This is a genomic window from Pseudomonas baetica (genome assembly GCF_002813455.1).
Classification (GTDB): Bacteria; Pseudomonadota; Gammaproteobacteria; order Pseudomonadales; family Pseudomonadaceae; genus Aquipseudomonas; species Aquipseudomonas baetica.
Map to the genome: position 1 here is coordinate 1,809,533 of NZ_PHHE01000001.1, position 14,976 is coordinate 1,824,508.

Annotated in this window: 7 protein-coding genes and 2 pseudogenes; 2 read left to right on the forward strand and 7 right to left on the reverse strand. The window is 57.9% G+C overall.

Features of this window, described 5'->3' with window-relative positions:
• Positions 1-294: 294 nt before the first annotated feature.
• The 4 genes and pseudogenes from ATI02_RS08320 to ATI02_RS32380 all read right to left on the reverse strand — a co-directional run.
• Positions 295-792: pseudogene (locus ATI02_RS08320) on the reverse strand (transposase); the annotation flags it as partial.
• Positions 793-934: 142 nt separating this feature from the next.
• A complete protein-coding gene (locus ATI02_RS08325; protein WP_100845114.1) occupies positions 935-1,915 on the reverse strand; it encodes an IS5 family transposase in 981 nt (326 codons plus the stop codon).
• A 66-nt stretch (positions 1,916-1,981) separates the two neighbouring features.
• A pseudogene (locus ATI02_RS08330) lies at positions 1,982-2,737 on the reverse strand (IS256 family transposase); the annotation flags it as partial.
• Positions 2,709-4,382: a hypothetical protein gene (locus ATI02_RS32380; RefSeq protein WP_208637870.1), complete on the reverse strand. Its 1,674-nt coding sequence runs from the start codon at positions 4,380-4,382 to the stop codon at positions 2,709-2,711. The pseudogene ATI02_RS08330 and the gene ATI02_RS32380, both read right to left, overlap by 29 nt.
• 410 nt (positions 4,383-4,792) lie before the next feature.
• Here ATI02_RS32380 and ATI02_RS08340 point away from each other — a divergent pair, with 410 nt between their 5' ends.
• A complete protein-coding gene (locus ATI02_RS08340) occupies positions 4,793-5,290 on the forward strand; it encodes a GNAT family N-acetyltransferase (protein WP_100846005.1) in 498 nt (165 codons plus the stop codon).
• 85 nt (positions 5,291-5,375) lie between these two features.
• Here the strand turns inward: ATI02_RS08340 and ATI02_RS08345 are convergent, their stop codons facing one another.
• The 3 genes from ATI02_RS08345 to ATI02_RS08355 all read right to left on the reverse strand — a co-directional run bounded on the left by ATI02_RS08345 (position 5,376) and on the right by ATI02_RS08355 (position 9,898).
• Positions 5,376-5,585, reverse strand: coding sequence for a hypothetical protein (locus ATI02_RS08345; protein ID WP_095189001.1), 210 nt, complete (start codon positions 5,583-5,585; stop codon positions 5,376-5,378).
• A 153-nt stretch (positions 5,586-5,738) separates the two neighbouring features.
• Positions 5,739-7,985: a TonB-dependent siderophore receptor gene (locus ATI02_RS08350; protein WP_100846006.1), complete on the reverse strand. Its 2,247-nt coding sequence runs from the start codon at positions 7,983-7,985 to the stop codon at positions 5,739-5,741.
• Positions 7,986-8,155: 170 nt separating this feature from the next.
• Positions 8,156-9,898, reverse strand: coding sequence for a phosphoethanolamine transferase CptA (locus ATI02_RS08355; RefSeq protein ID WP_100846007.1), 1,743 nt, complete (start codon positions 9,896-9,898; stop codon positions 8,156-8,158).
• A 259-nt stretch (positions 9,899-10,157) separates the two neighbouring features.
• Between ATI02_RS08355 and ATI02_RS08360 the strand changes: the two genes are divergently transcribed.
• Positions 10,158-14,945: a dermonecrotic toxin domain-containing protein gene (locus tag ATI02_RS08360; protein ID WP_100846008.1), complete on the forward strand. Its 4,788-nt coding sequence runs from the start codon at positions 10,158-10,160 to the stop codon at positions 14,943-14,945.
• The last annotated feature ends 31 nt before the right edge of the window (positions 14,946-14,976 follow it).

Here is a 14,976-nt window from a genome sequence, read left to right on the forward strand (position 1 = left end):
GGGGCGGAGCTGGCAGAAAATCTTTAATGAGTGTGTCTGTAGAGGTGTTTATCATCTTAATAGATTCACTTTGATGAAAAGAAGCTACTCGGCTACCGTCTTTGCTTATGGCTAAATAGTATCCAGTAAAGGTTGTGAATCTTTTTATAATTTTTCGGGATAGGGTGGAGAAGATTATAAGGCCTTTATTGTAAGCGCTAGCATATATTTTTTCGCCATTTGGTGTTATCACCAGAGAGTGTCAGATTTTTTGTGTGCGGGCCGGTAATGGCCTGCCGTCAGGCAGGCCGGGTTTTACCAGGTCGGCCTGATAAATCGATCTCCGTACAGAATCGCAAATTGGTTCATCGCACTCTTCCAGTCATGAGCCGCCGAGCCCCAGTTTGCCGTGATGTTACGCAGCCCAAGCCAGATCAGCTTGGTCGCTGCGTCATCCGTCGGGAAGTGGCCCCGGGTCTTGATGATCTTGCGTAGCTGAGCGTTGATGCTTTCGATAGCGTTGGTCGTATAGATCACTTTTCGAATGGCAGGCGGGAAGACAAAAAATGGAATCACTCGATCCCAGGCTCGTCTCCAGGCCGCCACCACCGTTGGGTATTGCTTACCCCAAGGGCCATTTTCAAAGGCATCCAGTGCTTCCTCAGCCGCTTCTGCGTTGATGGCTTGATAGATCGGTTTTAGCGCCTTGGCCAGCTCACGGCGCTTGTCCCACGCCGCGTAATCGAGGCTGTTGCGGATCAAGTGGACGATGCATGTTTGCAGCGTTGTTGCCGGAAATACTGCGCTTAGGGATGGTCTGAAGTAGTCACGCTTTTCTGGCTGACTTCAGCCTCCGCTGATTTTGAAAACGGCGAATCGACCAAAACGATCAGATCATCCGCGTATTTCTGCGCTTTTAGCCGCCGCGAGCACCTCGCAACGGTCATTTCCCACATTACAGGCGCACCTCTCCTGTACTCGTCAGTAAATGTCGGCGTGCCATCCACAGATTCGACAGCGCGAATAGCGTCACCAGTTGCGCGGTGTTTTTGGCCAGGCCACGGAAGCGCGTTTTCACAAAACCGAACTGGCGCTTGACCACCCGAAACGGGTGCTCGACTTTGGCGCGCACCTGGGCCTTGGCCTTCTCGATCTTGCGCTTGGCTTTGTATAGAGCGCTACGCTTACCCAGCTTTTTGTAAGTACTGCGGCGTGCCGCGATCTGCCAGATCACCTCGCGCCCATCATGCTCGGTACGTTTCTCGACGCCGGTATAACCGGCATCGGCGCAGACCACGTTCTCCGCACCGTGCAGCAATTTGTCCACCTGAGTGACATCCGCCACGTTGGCGGCTGTGCCCACCACGCGGTGCACCAGACCTGACTCGTCATCCACACCGATGTGCGCTTTCATGCCGAAATAGTACTGGTTGCCCTTCTTGGTTTGGTGCATTTCTGGATCGCGTTTACCGTCCTTGTTCTTGGTCGAGCTGGGCGCATTGATCAGCGTGGCATCGACAATGGTGCCTTGGCGCAACGACAACCCTCGGTCACCCAGATAGCCATTGATCACGGCCAGGATGCCGGCAGCCAGCTCGTGTTTCTCCAGCAGTCGGCGGAAGTTGAGGATGGTGGTTTCGTCGGGAATACGCTCCAGATTCAGCCCGGCGAACTGCCGCAGGATGGTGGTCTCGTACAGCGCTTCCTCCATCGCTGGATCGCTGTAACCGAACCAGTTCTGCATCAAATGTACACGCAGCATCGTCATCAACGGATAAGCCGGACGACCGCCTTCACCCTTCGGGTAGAACGGCTCGATCAGTTTGATCAAGCCGTTCCACGGCACCACCTGATCCATGTCGATCAAGAACAACTCTTTGCGGGTCTGCTTACGCTTGCCTGCGTACTCGGCGTCAGCGAAGGTCATCTGTTTCATCGGAAAGCTCGGCGGGTGGAGTCCCGGTATTTTGCCAAAATCAGGAAGTCTTCTTCAGAGTTTCCTTAGCGCCTCTGGCATGCCTTTGAGACCGTCAGTCACGGCGATCAGCACGTCCTCTACGCCGCGGGTCTTGAGGTCGTTGAAGACCTTCATCCAGAACTTCGCACCCTCGGTGTTTTCGATCCAGATACCAAGAATATCGCGCGTTCCATCGGGTAAAACACCCAGCGCCAAGTAAATCGCCTTGTTGCGGACAAGGCCTTCTTCTCGGATCTTGACCCGCAGCGCATCGAAGAAAATGACTGGGTACATCGGCTCAAGCGGTCGCTGTTGCCACGCACCAATTTCCTCCATCACCTCGTGCGTGACTGAGCTGATGAAGTCATGGGAAACGTCCGTCCCGTATTGCTCAGAGAGGAAAGCGCGGATTTCTCGAACGGTCATGCCTCGGGCATACATGGCGATGATCTTGTCATCAAAACCGGTGTAACGCCGCTCATGCTTGGGGATCAGAATGGGGGCAAAACTGCCATCCCGATCACGGGGAATCTCCAGCCGCAGCGGGCCATCCCCCGTCAAAATCGTCTTGCCCGTTTTGCCATTGCGCTGGTTGGTTTCATCCTCTGGGCGCTGCGCGCCCGGCGGATACCCCAGGTGGTGACCGAGCTCGGCACTCAATGCTCGCTCAATCAAGGCCTTCTTGAAGGCCGCAGAAGCGTCTTCAATAGCCTCTGCGGTAATCAGCCCCTCACCGAACTCTTCGAGCAGCTCCTTGGGGATTTTTGGTAGGTCACGCAGGGGTTTCTTTTTGGTTGGCATACATGCACCTCTTACTCATGTTATGCCCGAACACAAAATTTCTGACACCCCCTATCACCATTTCATGAAAGCGCTCAATGTCTTCCTTTTCAATAAAGCCAATTGTACGGTTAGTCCGGGAATCAATCATCGCGATTTGTCTATCAAGCTCAACATATACCGTGCCCTCACGGCCTATTACGATATTGTATTGAGGAGATCCCAAATCGATATAACCCACAGGCCCCTCAGCCAAAACCTCCACCCGCGCCACAACATCACTGGCCCCCATACTCCTGGCAACTAACTCATGCCCCCCCTCAGTCCCCGAGGCAATAATCCCCGTAACAGTTACAACCTCCTTGGCATCAGTAATGAAATCACGCTCACCACCAACACCTCCACCCGGAAACTGGAATCCCGATGCAAGGCGCAAAGTCACCACCGCATCCATCTGCGGAACGCCATCACGGGTTAGCAGCAAACGGACATCGAACGCTTCACCAGAAAAAACCTTATACGGCCCATTGGTGAACTCCAGCATTGCGGCCGGCAATGCCTCGCCAATCACCTGCGCCCGCGCAACCCTGGAACTCCCCACCGCTTCACCATTGGCTCTGTGCACCTTGTAAGTCGCCGTCACAGCGCCGTCAGGAATCACGTGCTTATTAGGCACTTCAACAATACACAGCTTCCTCTGCCCGAACTCATCTGCCTCCACCGTGCCGGCAGGCGGCGTTACCACGACGTCAGGCTGGCCGGTAACTTTGCAGATGTACGTCACGGAAATCAGGTCGCCCACCTGAAAACGTGAGTCACCGGTCGGCACAATGATCAACAGCGGATTGCCGGCCAGTTTCTCCAGATCGATTTTGGTCTGGTCATCTCCCGGATCGTTGAGGCGTTCGCGCAAAATCGGGCTGTCGAACGTCTCTGCTTCCAGATGAATGTCCAGCCGCTTCTCCGGGGATTTGCTGGGGTTGCCCAACTGGTCGGTGACAATGTATTCGATCACCGCACTCGGGTTGTTGCCCGCTGCGAGAAACGTGTCGGTGAACAGTTTGTAGGTGATCGGTGCGTTGCCATCGGCGACATCGAAATCGACCTGGGTATCGCCTATCAGCAGTCGGATGCGGTCATAGGGGCGCCGGTTGTTATAGAAGAACCTGAACTCCACGCCTTGCGCTGCGCGTTCGGTACTGACGCCTTCGTTGATCACGTCTGGGGGGATGACAAGATCCAGATTGTCCGGCGTACGCAGGTGATAGAGCACCAGCAGGTCACGGGAGTCTTCACTGGTGTTGCCGCCGACGCGGAAGACCTTGTAATGCAGGCGGTTGACACCCTGCCTAAGGTACCCGTGTGGTATGTACAGACGCAGACGCTGCGCTTCTTCGCCCGGCTGGATGGTCACGCCGGCCACGGGTGTGGGGTCGTCGTTGATGTACAGATCCACGCGATCATCGACCGCCATGGTCCAGGATTGCAGTTGTAACTCTGGCCAGGGGTCGATCAGGCACAGCAGGCCTTGGGACTGGCCGTCGTAAAGCACTTGGGGAATGCCACCGTGGGCGATGCCTGCCGGTCTCACCGGGGTGAACCAGCCCTGGATGATCACCGGGAAGAGCGCGAACAATTGATTGAGTACGGCGGACTGGATATCCATCACTTGCTCCTGGAGGCGAAAAGCCCGAATGCGCTCGGGAAGTGGGCTAATCAAACATCAGGCGGGGCAAGCGGGCTACTGTCAAAGTTGACAGGTAGGCGCCATTTCCGGACGAGTGGTTAACTCGGTCAGAGGTGCAAGAAGTGTTGCGGGCGCATTGCGGTGGGAGGAGGGACGGCAAAGGATTGCGGCCTGCGGCGGGACTTGGACGTTGTACCGGGCTGGCGCCTGTTTGAATACCAAACCCTGTTGACATGGGCTTACCGCGAAAACCCAGCGCCCCCGGCAGGCGCTGCCGAAGGCTGCAATCTTTTGATCTTTTGCTTTTCGCACCGGGCTCGCGCTAAGGTCAACGGCGCCTTTCAGCAAGCACTTTGCGCGCCGGGGCAATTGTGTGTTCGGGGATGGAAATGGATTCCGCAGAAATTCTTGTGCTTCAAGCCAGTTACACCAACCCACTGCACGCCGAGGCCATCGGCGTCGTGCTCAATCACTATGCAGAAGATCCCATGGGCGGCGGTCATCCGATCGACCCTGAGTTGCTGCGCCGGTTACCCGAAGAATTGGCGCGCCGACCACACGCGTTCAGCGTGCTGGCCTTTGTCGGTGGCGAGCCGGCAGGCCTGGTGAATTGTTTTGAAGGGTTTTCCTCGTTCGCCTGCAAGCCTTTGGTCAACGTCCACGATGTGGCGGTGATGGCCAGGTTTCGTGGCCTGGGCCTGAGCCAAAAGATGCTTCGCAAGGTCGAGGAAATCGCTCGCCAGCGTGGCTGCTGCAAGATCACCCTGGAAGTGCTGGAGGGTAACGCAGTGGCGCAAAACGCTTACAGCAAATTCGGTTTCACGCCGGGCATGTTCAACCCTGATCACGGGCGGATGCTGTTCTGGATCAAGCCACTGCAGGCATAAAAAAAGGCGCCCGAACCGGGCGCCCAACTGTCATCTCCAGGGCCAGAGCGGAGCCTGTGGAGGTCCATCGGTTGCTCTACAAAACCTACTCGCGATAGGCCTCGGTCACTTGCGCCGTCTGGTCGGCGGGAACGCGAATTTCTTTCGCCTTCGCCTCGCTTGCGTGTTCGCTTTGCGCGTGGTGAACCGGGAAGTTGTCGTAGTAATGACGCATGCGCTCAGCGCCGCCTTCGGCAAAGACGCTGGCAGAGCCGAGCGTGAATAGACTGGCAAGGATTGCCGTAGTGATTTTCATGGTGCCTCCTACTGAACAAGTGGGAGCCGTTCGTCCATGAAGCAGATCTCGGAACAGACTGTGCCGGGCAGGCATTAACTCGGGGTTAACACGCTGAAAGTGGCAAGGGAGGAGCACGCCCTCACCACAAACGTTGATGGATGCCAGAACGGGTCAGAGCTTCCAGTCCAGGCTCAGGGTCACCGTACGCGGGTCACCCCAGTACACACCGTTGTAAAAACCGGCGTTGTCGTAATATTTCTGGTCGAACAGATTGTCGACGTTCAGCGAGGCCGACACGTGTTTGTCGAACTCATAGCGCGACATCAGCTTGACCACGGCGTAAGCGTCCTGGCGAATCCGCGTTTTTTCGGTGATGAATTTGCCGTTGGCACCGCGGCCGACCGGGCGATTGGAGTTGCCGTACATGTCGCTCTGCCAGTTGACCGCGCCTCCGACGGTCAAGGCCTGCCAGTTGCCCGGCAAGCGGTAGGCCGTCGACACTCGGAGCATGTTCAATGGCTCAGTGGTATTGCTGCGTTGTTTTTCGCCGTTGGCCGCGTGGGTGTAGGTGTAGCCGGCGGTCATGTTCCAGCCGTTGAGGATTTCCCCGGAAACTTCGGCCTCGAAGCCGTTGACCTTGTTGCCCTTGCCGCCGGATTTGGAAAATTCCTCGCCGGTCACCGGATCCGGAGGTACGGAGTCGTCACGTTCGGCGACGTTGTCCTGCGTGCTCCAGAACAGCGCAGTGGTGAGGTTCAGGCGTTCTTCGAGCAGGCTACCCTTGAGCCCGAGTTCGTAGTTGCTGCCGACGACCGGATCGAGGTAATTGCGACTACTGTCGCGCGCGCTCTGCGGTTTGAAAATGTCGGTATAGCTGGCGTAAACCGTGTATTGAGGCGTGAGGTCGTAGAGCAGGCCGGCGTAGGGCGTCCAGATATTGTTCTGGCGCTGGTGGGTGGCGTCGACGCGGGTGAGTGTTTGCCGCGCGTCGTAGTAGTAATCGGTGCTGGTTTCGTCCCAACTGCCATAACGGCTGCCGAGTACGGCATGCAGCTCATCGGTCAGGCTCAATCGAGTGGCGATGTAGCCGGCCTTCTGGCGGGTGATGCCCCGTGAGCCGGGGAGGCTGGTGACGGTGTCGGCGAATTTGGCGATGTCGCTCATGTATTTCCAGTCACGGATGTTGTCGTAACCGGCGGCTTGCGGACTGTCAAAGGCGTGGGGCGAGTTCGAGCGGCTTTCAGCCTCGCCATAGCCGAACATCATTTCGTGCTCGCGCCCCAACAGCGCGTACGGGCCTGAGACGTTGACGTCGTACACCTTCATTTTCTGCGTACCGAGCATGTGCCCCCTGTACGCGGACATGCCACTGCGATCCGCCTCGGGGAAACCCCCGCCGCCGTAGTAGACCTTGCCATCGATATCGCTGTCGCGGTGGGTATAGGCAGCCTTCAACTTCCAGCCACCGCCCAGTTGCTGATCCAGGGTCGCGAACGCGGTTTTATCTTTGAGTGGCCACGAACTCCACGGCGTCGCCATGTTCGTTGAGCGGCTCAGTCCGGCCTTGCCGCCGTCAGCGTTCCAGTACGGTACGGTGCCCCAGGACGTGCCCTGAACCTGCTTGTCCTGATAGTCGTAACCCACCGCGAGCACGGTAGAGTCGCTCAGATCGGCTTCGAGAATGCCGTAACCGACCTCGCGTTGCAGGGCATATTTGTCCCGGAACGACTGGCTGTCGCGATAGGCCAGCACCGTGCGCCCGCGCAGACGCCCGTCGAAAGCCAGCGGGCCGCCGACATCGACGTAGCTGTAGTAATCGTCATAGCTGCCGCCACTGACCCCGGCCAAGGCCTGCAACTGTGCGGTGGGGCGTTTGCGCACCATGTTGATGGTCGCCGACGGGTCGCCGGCACCGGTGGTCAGGCCCGTGGCGCCGCGTACCACCTCGATACGGTCATAGATGATGGTGTCCGCATCGGACTTCATCCGCCCGAACGTATTGAGCATTCCGTCAATCTGGAAATTGTTGATGGAATAACCGCGCGCCGAATAGCTGACCCGATCAGAGTCGTTGTGCTGCACCACGATGCCGGTGGTCTGACTCATGGCCTCGGACAATGTACCGAGTTTGAAATCATCCATTTGCTGGCGGGTGACCACGGATACCGATTGCGGGGTTTCCTTGATCGACAGATTCATCCGCGTCGCTGTGCTCATGGCGCCGGTGGTGTAGGCCGCAGAGTTTTCGGTGGTGGTACCCAAACCCTGCGCGGAAATGTTGGTGGCGGCCAGTTCCAGCGCAGTGGCGGGGGGCTCAGCCGGTTTTTCAGGATCGGTTTCGGCGAGCAGATCGCTGCTCACGGCCATGCTGTACAAGCCGAGGGTGAGTGTCATGGAACGGGTGATAGGCGCGAACATCGCAGCCGACTCCTTGTCTTCGAGGGAAAAATCCATTGCTTCAAAGACGAGGCGGCGCGCTGCGATTTAGTAACAAACGAGAAATATTGTTATTTGAGGGGGGCTACGGGCAGCGTCTGCCGGTAAACAGCGAGCAGTAAAAAGGGGCCAATCGTTGGCCCCTTGCGTTATTAATGTTGTGCGACCTCTGCGGGGTCCGGTTTTTTCGGCTTCATCAAACTGAAGTCGATGAGCGCTCGTTGCTCACGTTCATAGGGGTTGCCGATCATCAGCGGACGCGCTATGAAACGGTCGCTGACCAGGCTCTTGCTGCGATCGAGCTCATCGAAACTCAACCCTGCCATGTCTGCCCACGTGTGGATCAGGTGCGAGCTGCTGTAAGGCCGTCCCAGGTCAGCGGCGAAATTCCAGTCGTGGTTTTCTTTCCACTTCGGCGACGCCCAGGCCATGAACGGAATCGTGTACATCGGCGCGGTCGGCTTGTTCTCGTTACGGCCCAGGGTCTTGTGGCCGACCGAGTCGAACACGTCTTCGCCGTGGTCGGAGAGGTACAGCAAGAAACCGTTCGGGTCGGATTTGGCGTAGTCCTTGATCAGGCTGGAAACCACGAAGTCGTTGTACAGCACCGCATTGTCGTAGCTGTTGTAAGTGGGTACCTGATCATTGCGCACACCGGCCGGCACGCCGCTACGATCCTGGAACTTGTCGAAGCTCGGCGGATAGCGGTACTGGTAGCTCATATGGGTGCCGAGCAGGTGCACAACGATCAACTTGCGTTGGGCCGGATCGGTCAACGCCTTGTTGAAGGGCTCGATCACATCGCCATCGTACTGGGCGGCATTCTGGTTGCGGTTGTTGTTCAGATACACCTGCTCGTCGGCCAGTTCGGAGAAGGTCGTGAGCATGGTGTTGCGCTTGGTCATGGTCTGCTGGTTGGTGATCCAGAAGGTTTTGTAACCGGCCTGTTTCATCATGCTGACCAGCGATGGCGTGGACAGGTACAGGTCCGGATTTTCCTCATCGGCGAAGGTCAACACTTGCTGCAACGCTTCGATGGTGTACGGGCGCGGGGTGATGACATTGTCGAAGACCGACAGTTGATCCTTGAGCTTGTCCAGTTCAGGCGTGGTCTTGCGCGGGTAACCGTAGAGGCTCATGCGCTGGCGGTTGGTCGATTCGCCGATGACCAGCACCAGGGTCGCCGGCTGATTGGCCGAAGCGTCGGTGAGGTTTTTCAGCGGCGCGATCTTGCTGGCGCTATCGAGCATGCCCTGCATGTCCGCCAGGGTTTCCAGATAACGGTGATAGGCCACGGCCATCTGCCACGGCACGGCCGGCTCGATACGGGTTTCGAACTTTTCAAAGCCCTGGGCGAAGCTGCCGGTGCGCATCGTCTGTTTGACCAATGGATAGCCGATCACCGCGACCAGAATCGCCATCGCCGCCACGAAGGCGCGGCCACGGGGCAGGTACACCGGGCGCAGACGCGTCCACAGGAAATAGGCGAACAGGGTGTGTGCGAGGAACGCCGGCACCATCCACCAGGCAAAGTACTGGGTCATGTACTCGCCGGCTTCAGACACGTTCGACTCGAACATGATGAAGATCACGCTCTGGGAAAATTCTTGCTGATAGATGAAGAAATAACCCAGGCTCGCCATCGAGCAGGCCCACAACACCACACCGATCAAGGCGGCGAGCAGTCTGGTGCGCTGGGGAAACAGCAGCATCGGCGCCAGCCAGATGGCACTCATCACGAACGCCTGACGAAAGCCCGTGAAGCCGGAGGTACCGGTCAACTGGATCAGCAGTTGGGTAATGCCCGAGAAGTACCAGAAAAAGACAAACAGCCAGAGAAACCCGGCCCAGTCGAAACCTGTCGCAGACTTGTTGCTGCGTTTGAACATCGCCATCAAGCGCTCCAGCCTTTGAGAGTGTTGCTGCCGGTGCACGGGGGTACACCAGCGACTTTCGGCCACACCATCAGGTAGCGGGCAGCCACAATGACGCAAGTATCCGTAATTTATTGTGAAAAGTTTGTGAGTTACCACTGCGCGTGGGTGGGCGTGCGGTACAGGAGTACCGCATGGCTGGCGAGGCAATCAGGTTTCATCGCTCCATTGAGCAGGCCTGACGCACTGTCACCTGTGACTGACTCCAAAGGATATGGACATGACCCGACTTGACCCGGCGCCGCCCCTGTTGCAAGTAAATGAAGTGCTGGCTGATGCCGTCGCCCGGGAGTTTGCCGACCGGCCTATCGTGATCACGGCAGCCCTCATGCAATTCAGCGCCGCGCTCAAACAGCGCTATCCGCAACTGGACATTGATGTGCTGGTCACGACCCTCAATGTGCCTCGTTGGGAGGACAACGAGCGCGTAGCGACCGACGATACAACTGCGACCGCTCGTTCCAGTGCGCCACTGTTTGAAATCATGATTCACAGCATTACCGGCAAAGCCACGCTGGCATTCACCAGCGAACATTTTCTCAGTGATGCGAACGGGCGTCGCCTGAACATCGACATTCGTGAGGTCGAAAGCCTGTTAAGAGCGCTGCCTGGGGCGATGAGCGCGGCCTTACAGCAAGCGCTGACGGATTTCTGGAATGAACCTCTGGCCACCGGTACCACGCGCTGGCAGTGGCTGGCGGACATCTGCAAGGCGGCGCTCCTGCTCAAGCTGGGTCCGCAGGACACCAGCAGCCATCTCGACGCGGAGCAATGCCACACGCTGCGACAGATTACCCATTGTCCGCAGAAGGCCCTGCGTTTGCAGACCTACGGCAGCGGTTGTGCTGAAGCATTCTTGCTGCAATACAGTGCGGGGACGGGTGGCGCAGTCCGGACCGGCGCAGAGATCCTGGTGACCCGGACCGTTAATGGCCGCAAGATCGTACTGGCGTTTGACCCCGCCGGTGACATTGCCTGCTTCGACTCGCTGCAGGCATTTGCCGACCAGCGATGCTCGATGCTCGGGTCAGCCTCGTATGAGCAACAAATGCAGCCGTGGACGATTGATACGGATGTCTTCGTCACTCTGGCCCAAGCCATCCTCGACGCGCAGCTTGGGCAATTGGCCGAATCAGGCGAGACAGCCGGACAGGATCTGGCCAGGCTGGAAGCAAGCTACGCCGCGATCACTGATACGTCGAGATGCTTTCGCTCGCACCGAACGACTCCTTACGCGCAGCCGTTGTTCAATACCGTGCTCGACAATCCGCCCGATTGGATGTCCCGGGCCACGACTCAGGACGTGCTTGAGTGCAGTCGATATTTGCTGGAACTGGCGGCGTTGCAGTTGGTTGCGGACGGCCGCAGCTATGACGACGGTATCGAAACAGCTGCGGTGTTCGCCCGAAACGCGCTGGTCAAAGGCATGTCTGATTTCAGTCCGAGCGTAGACCCTGACAACCTGTTGATCACCCATACGCGCTATGAGGCCGATGCTTATGGTTCACCCACCGGTACTGCGATCGTCGAGACCGATACGTTGACTCGCCGGGCATTGAAAAACCTTGCCGGCTTGCTGCCGGGCAAAACCGAGTTGCACAACCGCGACGGCAGCCCGTTACCCGCCTGGGTGACCGCAGACACCTTGCGCAGGCTGGTGACACAAGCCGATATCGGCGCGCAATACACTCAACTGATCAAGCAAAAGTTGATAGATGACCTGTCACAGAAAGCCTGGCGCGAACAGCGCTTCGCCCAGTTGATGCGTGTGCAACTGCCGCTGCTGGCGCTTGAATGCAAAATCACCGGCGAGGGCGGGCTGACCGAAGCGGGCTATCGACAGGTCGCCGCGTTGATGCAGCCGGACATCGCCGCACGGAAACTGGACGCGCAAGTCATCGTCATCAGGGCTCTGTCCTTTGTGCTGGTCGAGGTCGAGCGGAGCGATGAGGTGGCTAACATGTTCGTGATTGGCCCCCGCGACGCTGAGCGTGGGCCGCATGTGCTGTATCGCCCGCTTTATACACCGTCGCTGATGCAGTTCGACTCTTTGACCGCGTTGCTGGCGGCGATCCGCAGCGATGTGGCGCTGGAGCACAGCATGCTCGACTGGCTGCACCCCGAGGCGCGAAAAATCTATGCGCACGGCGGCTTTACTGAACCTCATTTAGCCAGGCTGTCGATCGATATCGACTTTCCCACCCTGCGTACGCCAGCCGCGCCGGTACTCAGTGAAGAGCCCCTTAGTGGTGATCCGTTGAGCGAACTCTACCAGGCCAATGCGAAACTACTGCTGCAGAGTGCGGATGAGCAAACGATCTCCAATAGCGAGTACCGTTGGTCAACCCTGCTGGGCTTGGGCGAGCGGGTGTTCGATTCCTTGCTGGGCGCGGTGATGCCCTATGTGCGCGGGCCCGCGGCGGCGGCAGGCTGGCTGCTGCTTCTGGAGCGTGAGGCACTACAGTCTCTGCATGCCTTGGCGCTGGGCGACGCGTTACCGGCGCGACAGTTTTTGTTTGATGTATTGATTCAACTGGTATTGGTATTGCTCAGCCATCGCCATCCCGTGAGGGCGGTAGCGCACGATGTACCCGCCACCTCTGTCGTTCGCCCGAACGGGCCAGCAGGCCGGTTGCTTGCGACGACGGCCACCACGCAGAAGATGCCGGGTTCGACGCTCGATTTTTCGCTTGCGCCACCCAGAGATACCCTCGCTACGCTGCAGCGCTATTTGCTGGCTCATCCCGAAGGTCTTGGCTCGCGCATCGAAGCACCACCGTTGCCGGGCATCCATGTCGTAGACGGCCGTTGGTATGCGCAGGTACCGGGGCGTATTGCCGGTTGGGGCTGGGCGCGGGTGGCGCCGGCCGAAGGACAGAATGTGCTGATGCTCAATCCGGCTGGGGCGCCCATCCCCTGGCTGGAGCTGCGCAACAATGGCACGGGGCTGTGGGACACTGCCGCGGAATTTCGCGTGCGTCATGGTGGTCGTGTGTCGAGCCAATTGAAAGAATATGTCTTCGGCGATCCACAGCTCATCGCTGAACGTGCAGCCAGAGAAGCCAGGCTTGTGCGCTTGAAAGAACAGCGGATGGAACTGGATAAGCAAATCCTCCATGCCGAGGAGATCGGCAATGCTGCGCTGTTGGATTTCTATAAAGAGTCGATGACGTATAAAGCGTTACAGGAGAACGTCAGTCAAAGTCAGGGCAAGGAACTGAAGCAATACCAGCGAGACCTGGCCTCGTCGCAGCAGAAACTGCGCATTTTTAATCAGACAAAGCTCAAGGCCGGTACGTCGTATGTGGAATTGCAGCTCAAGTGCATTGCGCAACTCGACAGACTTGGCCCGGTGTTCGACGCTGATGAACACTACCTGCGCGAAGCGAAGTTCTCCTGCATTGAGGAAAAACTGGTGCGCTACAACATGGTTGAAACCGCATTGGAGAGCCTGTCGAGCATCGATCCGGAATTGGGTTTTGAAAACCGTCAGGTCTTTGCGCAGGTTTATGATGATCCGCTTGTTGCCGATACCACGCCTTATAATGCGCTGCTGGAAGCGCGCAAACGCATTCTCAGGCACTACCCGCGCAGAGTTGAAGTCAGCCAGATGGTCGAGGCGACTGCCGCGGAACTGGCGCAACTGGACCAGCAGTTTTTTCATGGGCGACGTGCTGTCGTGCACCTTGAAGGGATAAAAAAGCGTCGACTGAACACCGAAGGACTGAAGGTGTTCGAGCTGATGTCAATTCAGGGCGCCCTGACCGGCGATCCAGCGCTCGAGCCGAGCATGGTCGAAGCCGCCGGTATGGCGGGGTTGCGCGCGATTCCGCTGGGGCGAGTGACCTCGCACCTGCTGGAGCTCGATACCACTTTCGGTTTCACGGCGAATGAGCGGGTGCTTCTGCTCAAGGATGCAATCAATCACTACCGCAACGCCGAAGCGTTTGCGCATTATCTTGAACCCACCGATGGCGCGAAGTCGTTTGTGCCGCAGGAGTTTGTCAGCAAGCTGCAGGAGCGCCTGACAGCCTACCGGCTCAAGGCCGAGGAAGAGCTTTCCAGGGCAGCCCATGGGCTGGAGGCCGGTGTTGCGGAGGTTGAACCGGGTGTCAAGCAGACCAAACGCAGACGGAGCCAGAAGCGCCGGGTGATTGAAACCCCGGATGGCGTACTGATGGGGGAATCGAGTGATGAGGCTGATGATCCGGATGATGCCGTCATCGCCACTGACATCTACACGGGCCGGCAAACGACTTATTACCGTCACGATGAAGCGGAGCCTGTTTACCAGGCTCGACGGGATGAGTCGCCTGAGGTTCCGAAAACCAGGCCGACGCCGGGACTGAGTAAACTACTCAAGGACGCCGTCGCGTTGCTCGGCGGTGTTGAGGAGCTTAAGGTGCGTGTGAGTCAGACTGGCAATCGTTCACTGGAGCCCAAGAGTCAGGAAGATACGCTGGTTTACCAGGCGCGCAAACTCGATCAGACCGCTGCAGCGCTGAGCCTCAGGCTTGATGAGTACGCGGCGGAACAGCTAACCCGGGCTGCCGACCTCAAGCGCCAATTGGCGTTGGCCGCTCAGGCTCTGCGGGAGGAGGGCGTCCGTCTGCGCATCGCGGGGGCTCGCCGTCTACCGCCGACGGTGGGCAACCTTGAATACCTGCTGCAAAAAAACGAGGTGCGTATCGGCAACTGGAACTGGGCTGACAAGACCAGCGCTACCCATGGGCCTGAGTATTTGCTGGAATTTGAGGTACTGGATGAAAAAGCGCTGGTGCACCGCGAACATGCGGTGCTGTGGTTTGCCCACTTCCACTGCAAGACGAAAAAAGCAGGGAGTGTGAGAAAAGGCCACCTGAAAGCGGCCAAGCTACGGTTCAAGACTTATGCAGACCAGTTACGCGAGGCGCAAAGCAGCCAGGTGCAAGCGATAGAGAGCGCGAATATTCAGAAAAGCGTGGCGGCAAGGCTGTTTTTCAAATATTTGCCGCCAGCGGAACAATAAAACCAATGAAGCCGTTCGCGGGGCGGTTGCA

What these genes read in the sequence shown, in the direction of transcription:
- ATI02_RS08360 (WP_100846008.1), top strand. Translation starts at nt 10,158, where the DNA reads ATGACCCGACTTGACCCGGCGCCGCCCCTGTTGCAAGTAAATGAAGTG.
- ATI02_RS08325 (WP_100845114.1), bottom strand. Translation starts at nt 1,915, where the DNA reads ATGAAACAGATGACCTTCGCTGACGCCGAGTACGCAGGCAAGCGTAAG.
- ATI02_RS32380 (WP_208637870.1), bottom strand. Translation starts at nt 4,382, where the DNA reads ATGGATATCCAGTCCGCCGTACTCAATCAATTGTTCGCGCTCTTCCCG.
- ATI02_RS08340 (WP_100846005.1), top strand. Translation starts at nt 4,793, where the DNA reads ATGGATTCCGCAGAAATTCTTGTGCTTCAAGCCAGTTACACCAACCCA.
- ATI02_RS08355 (WP_100846007.1), bottom strand. Translation starts at nt 9,898, where the DNA reads ATGGCGATGTTCAAACGCAGCAACAAGTCTGCGACAGGTTTCGACTGG.
- ATI02_RS08350 (WP_100846006.1), bottom strand. Translation starts at nt 7,985, where the DNA reads ATGTTCGCGCCTATCACCCGTTCCATGACACTCACCCTCGGCTTGTAC.
- ATI02_RS08345 (WP_095189001.1), bottom strand. Translation starts at nt 5,585, where the DNA reads ATGAAAATCACTACGGCAATCCTTGCCAGTCTATTCACGCTCGGCTCT.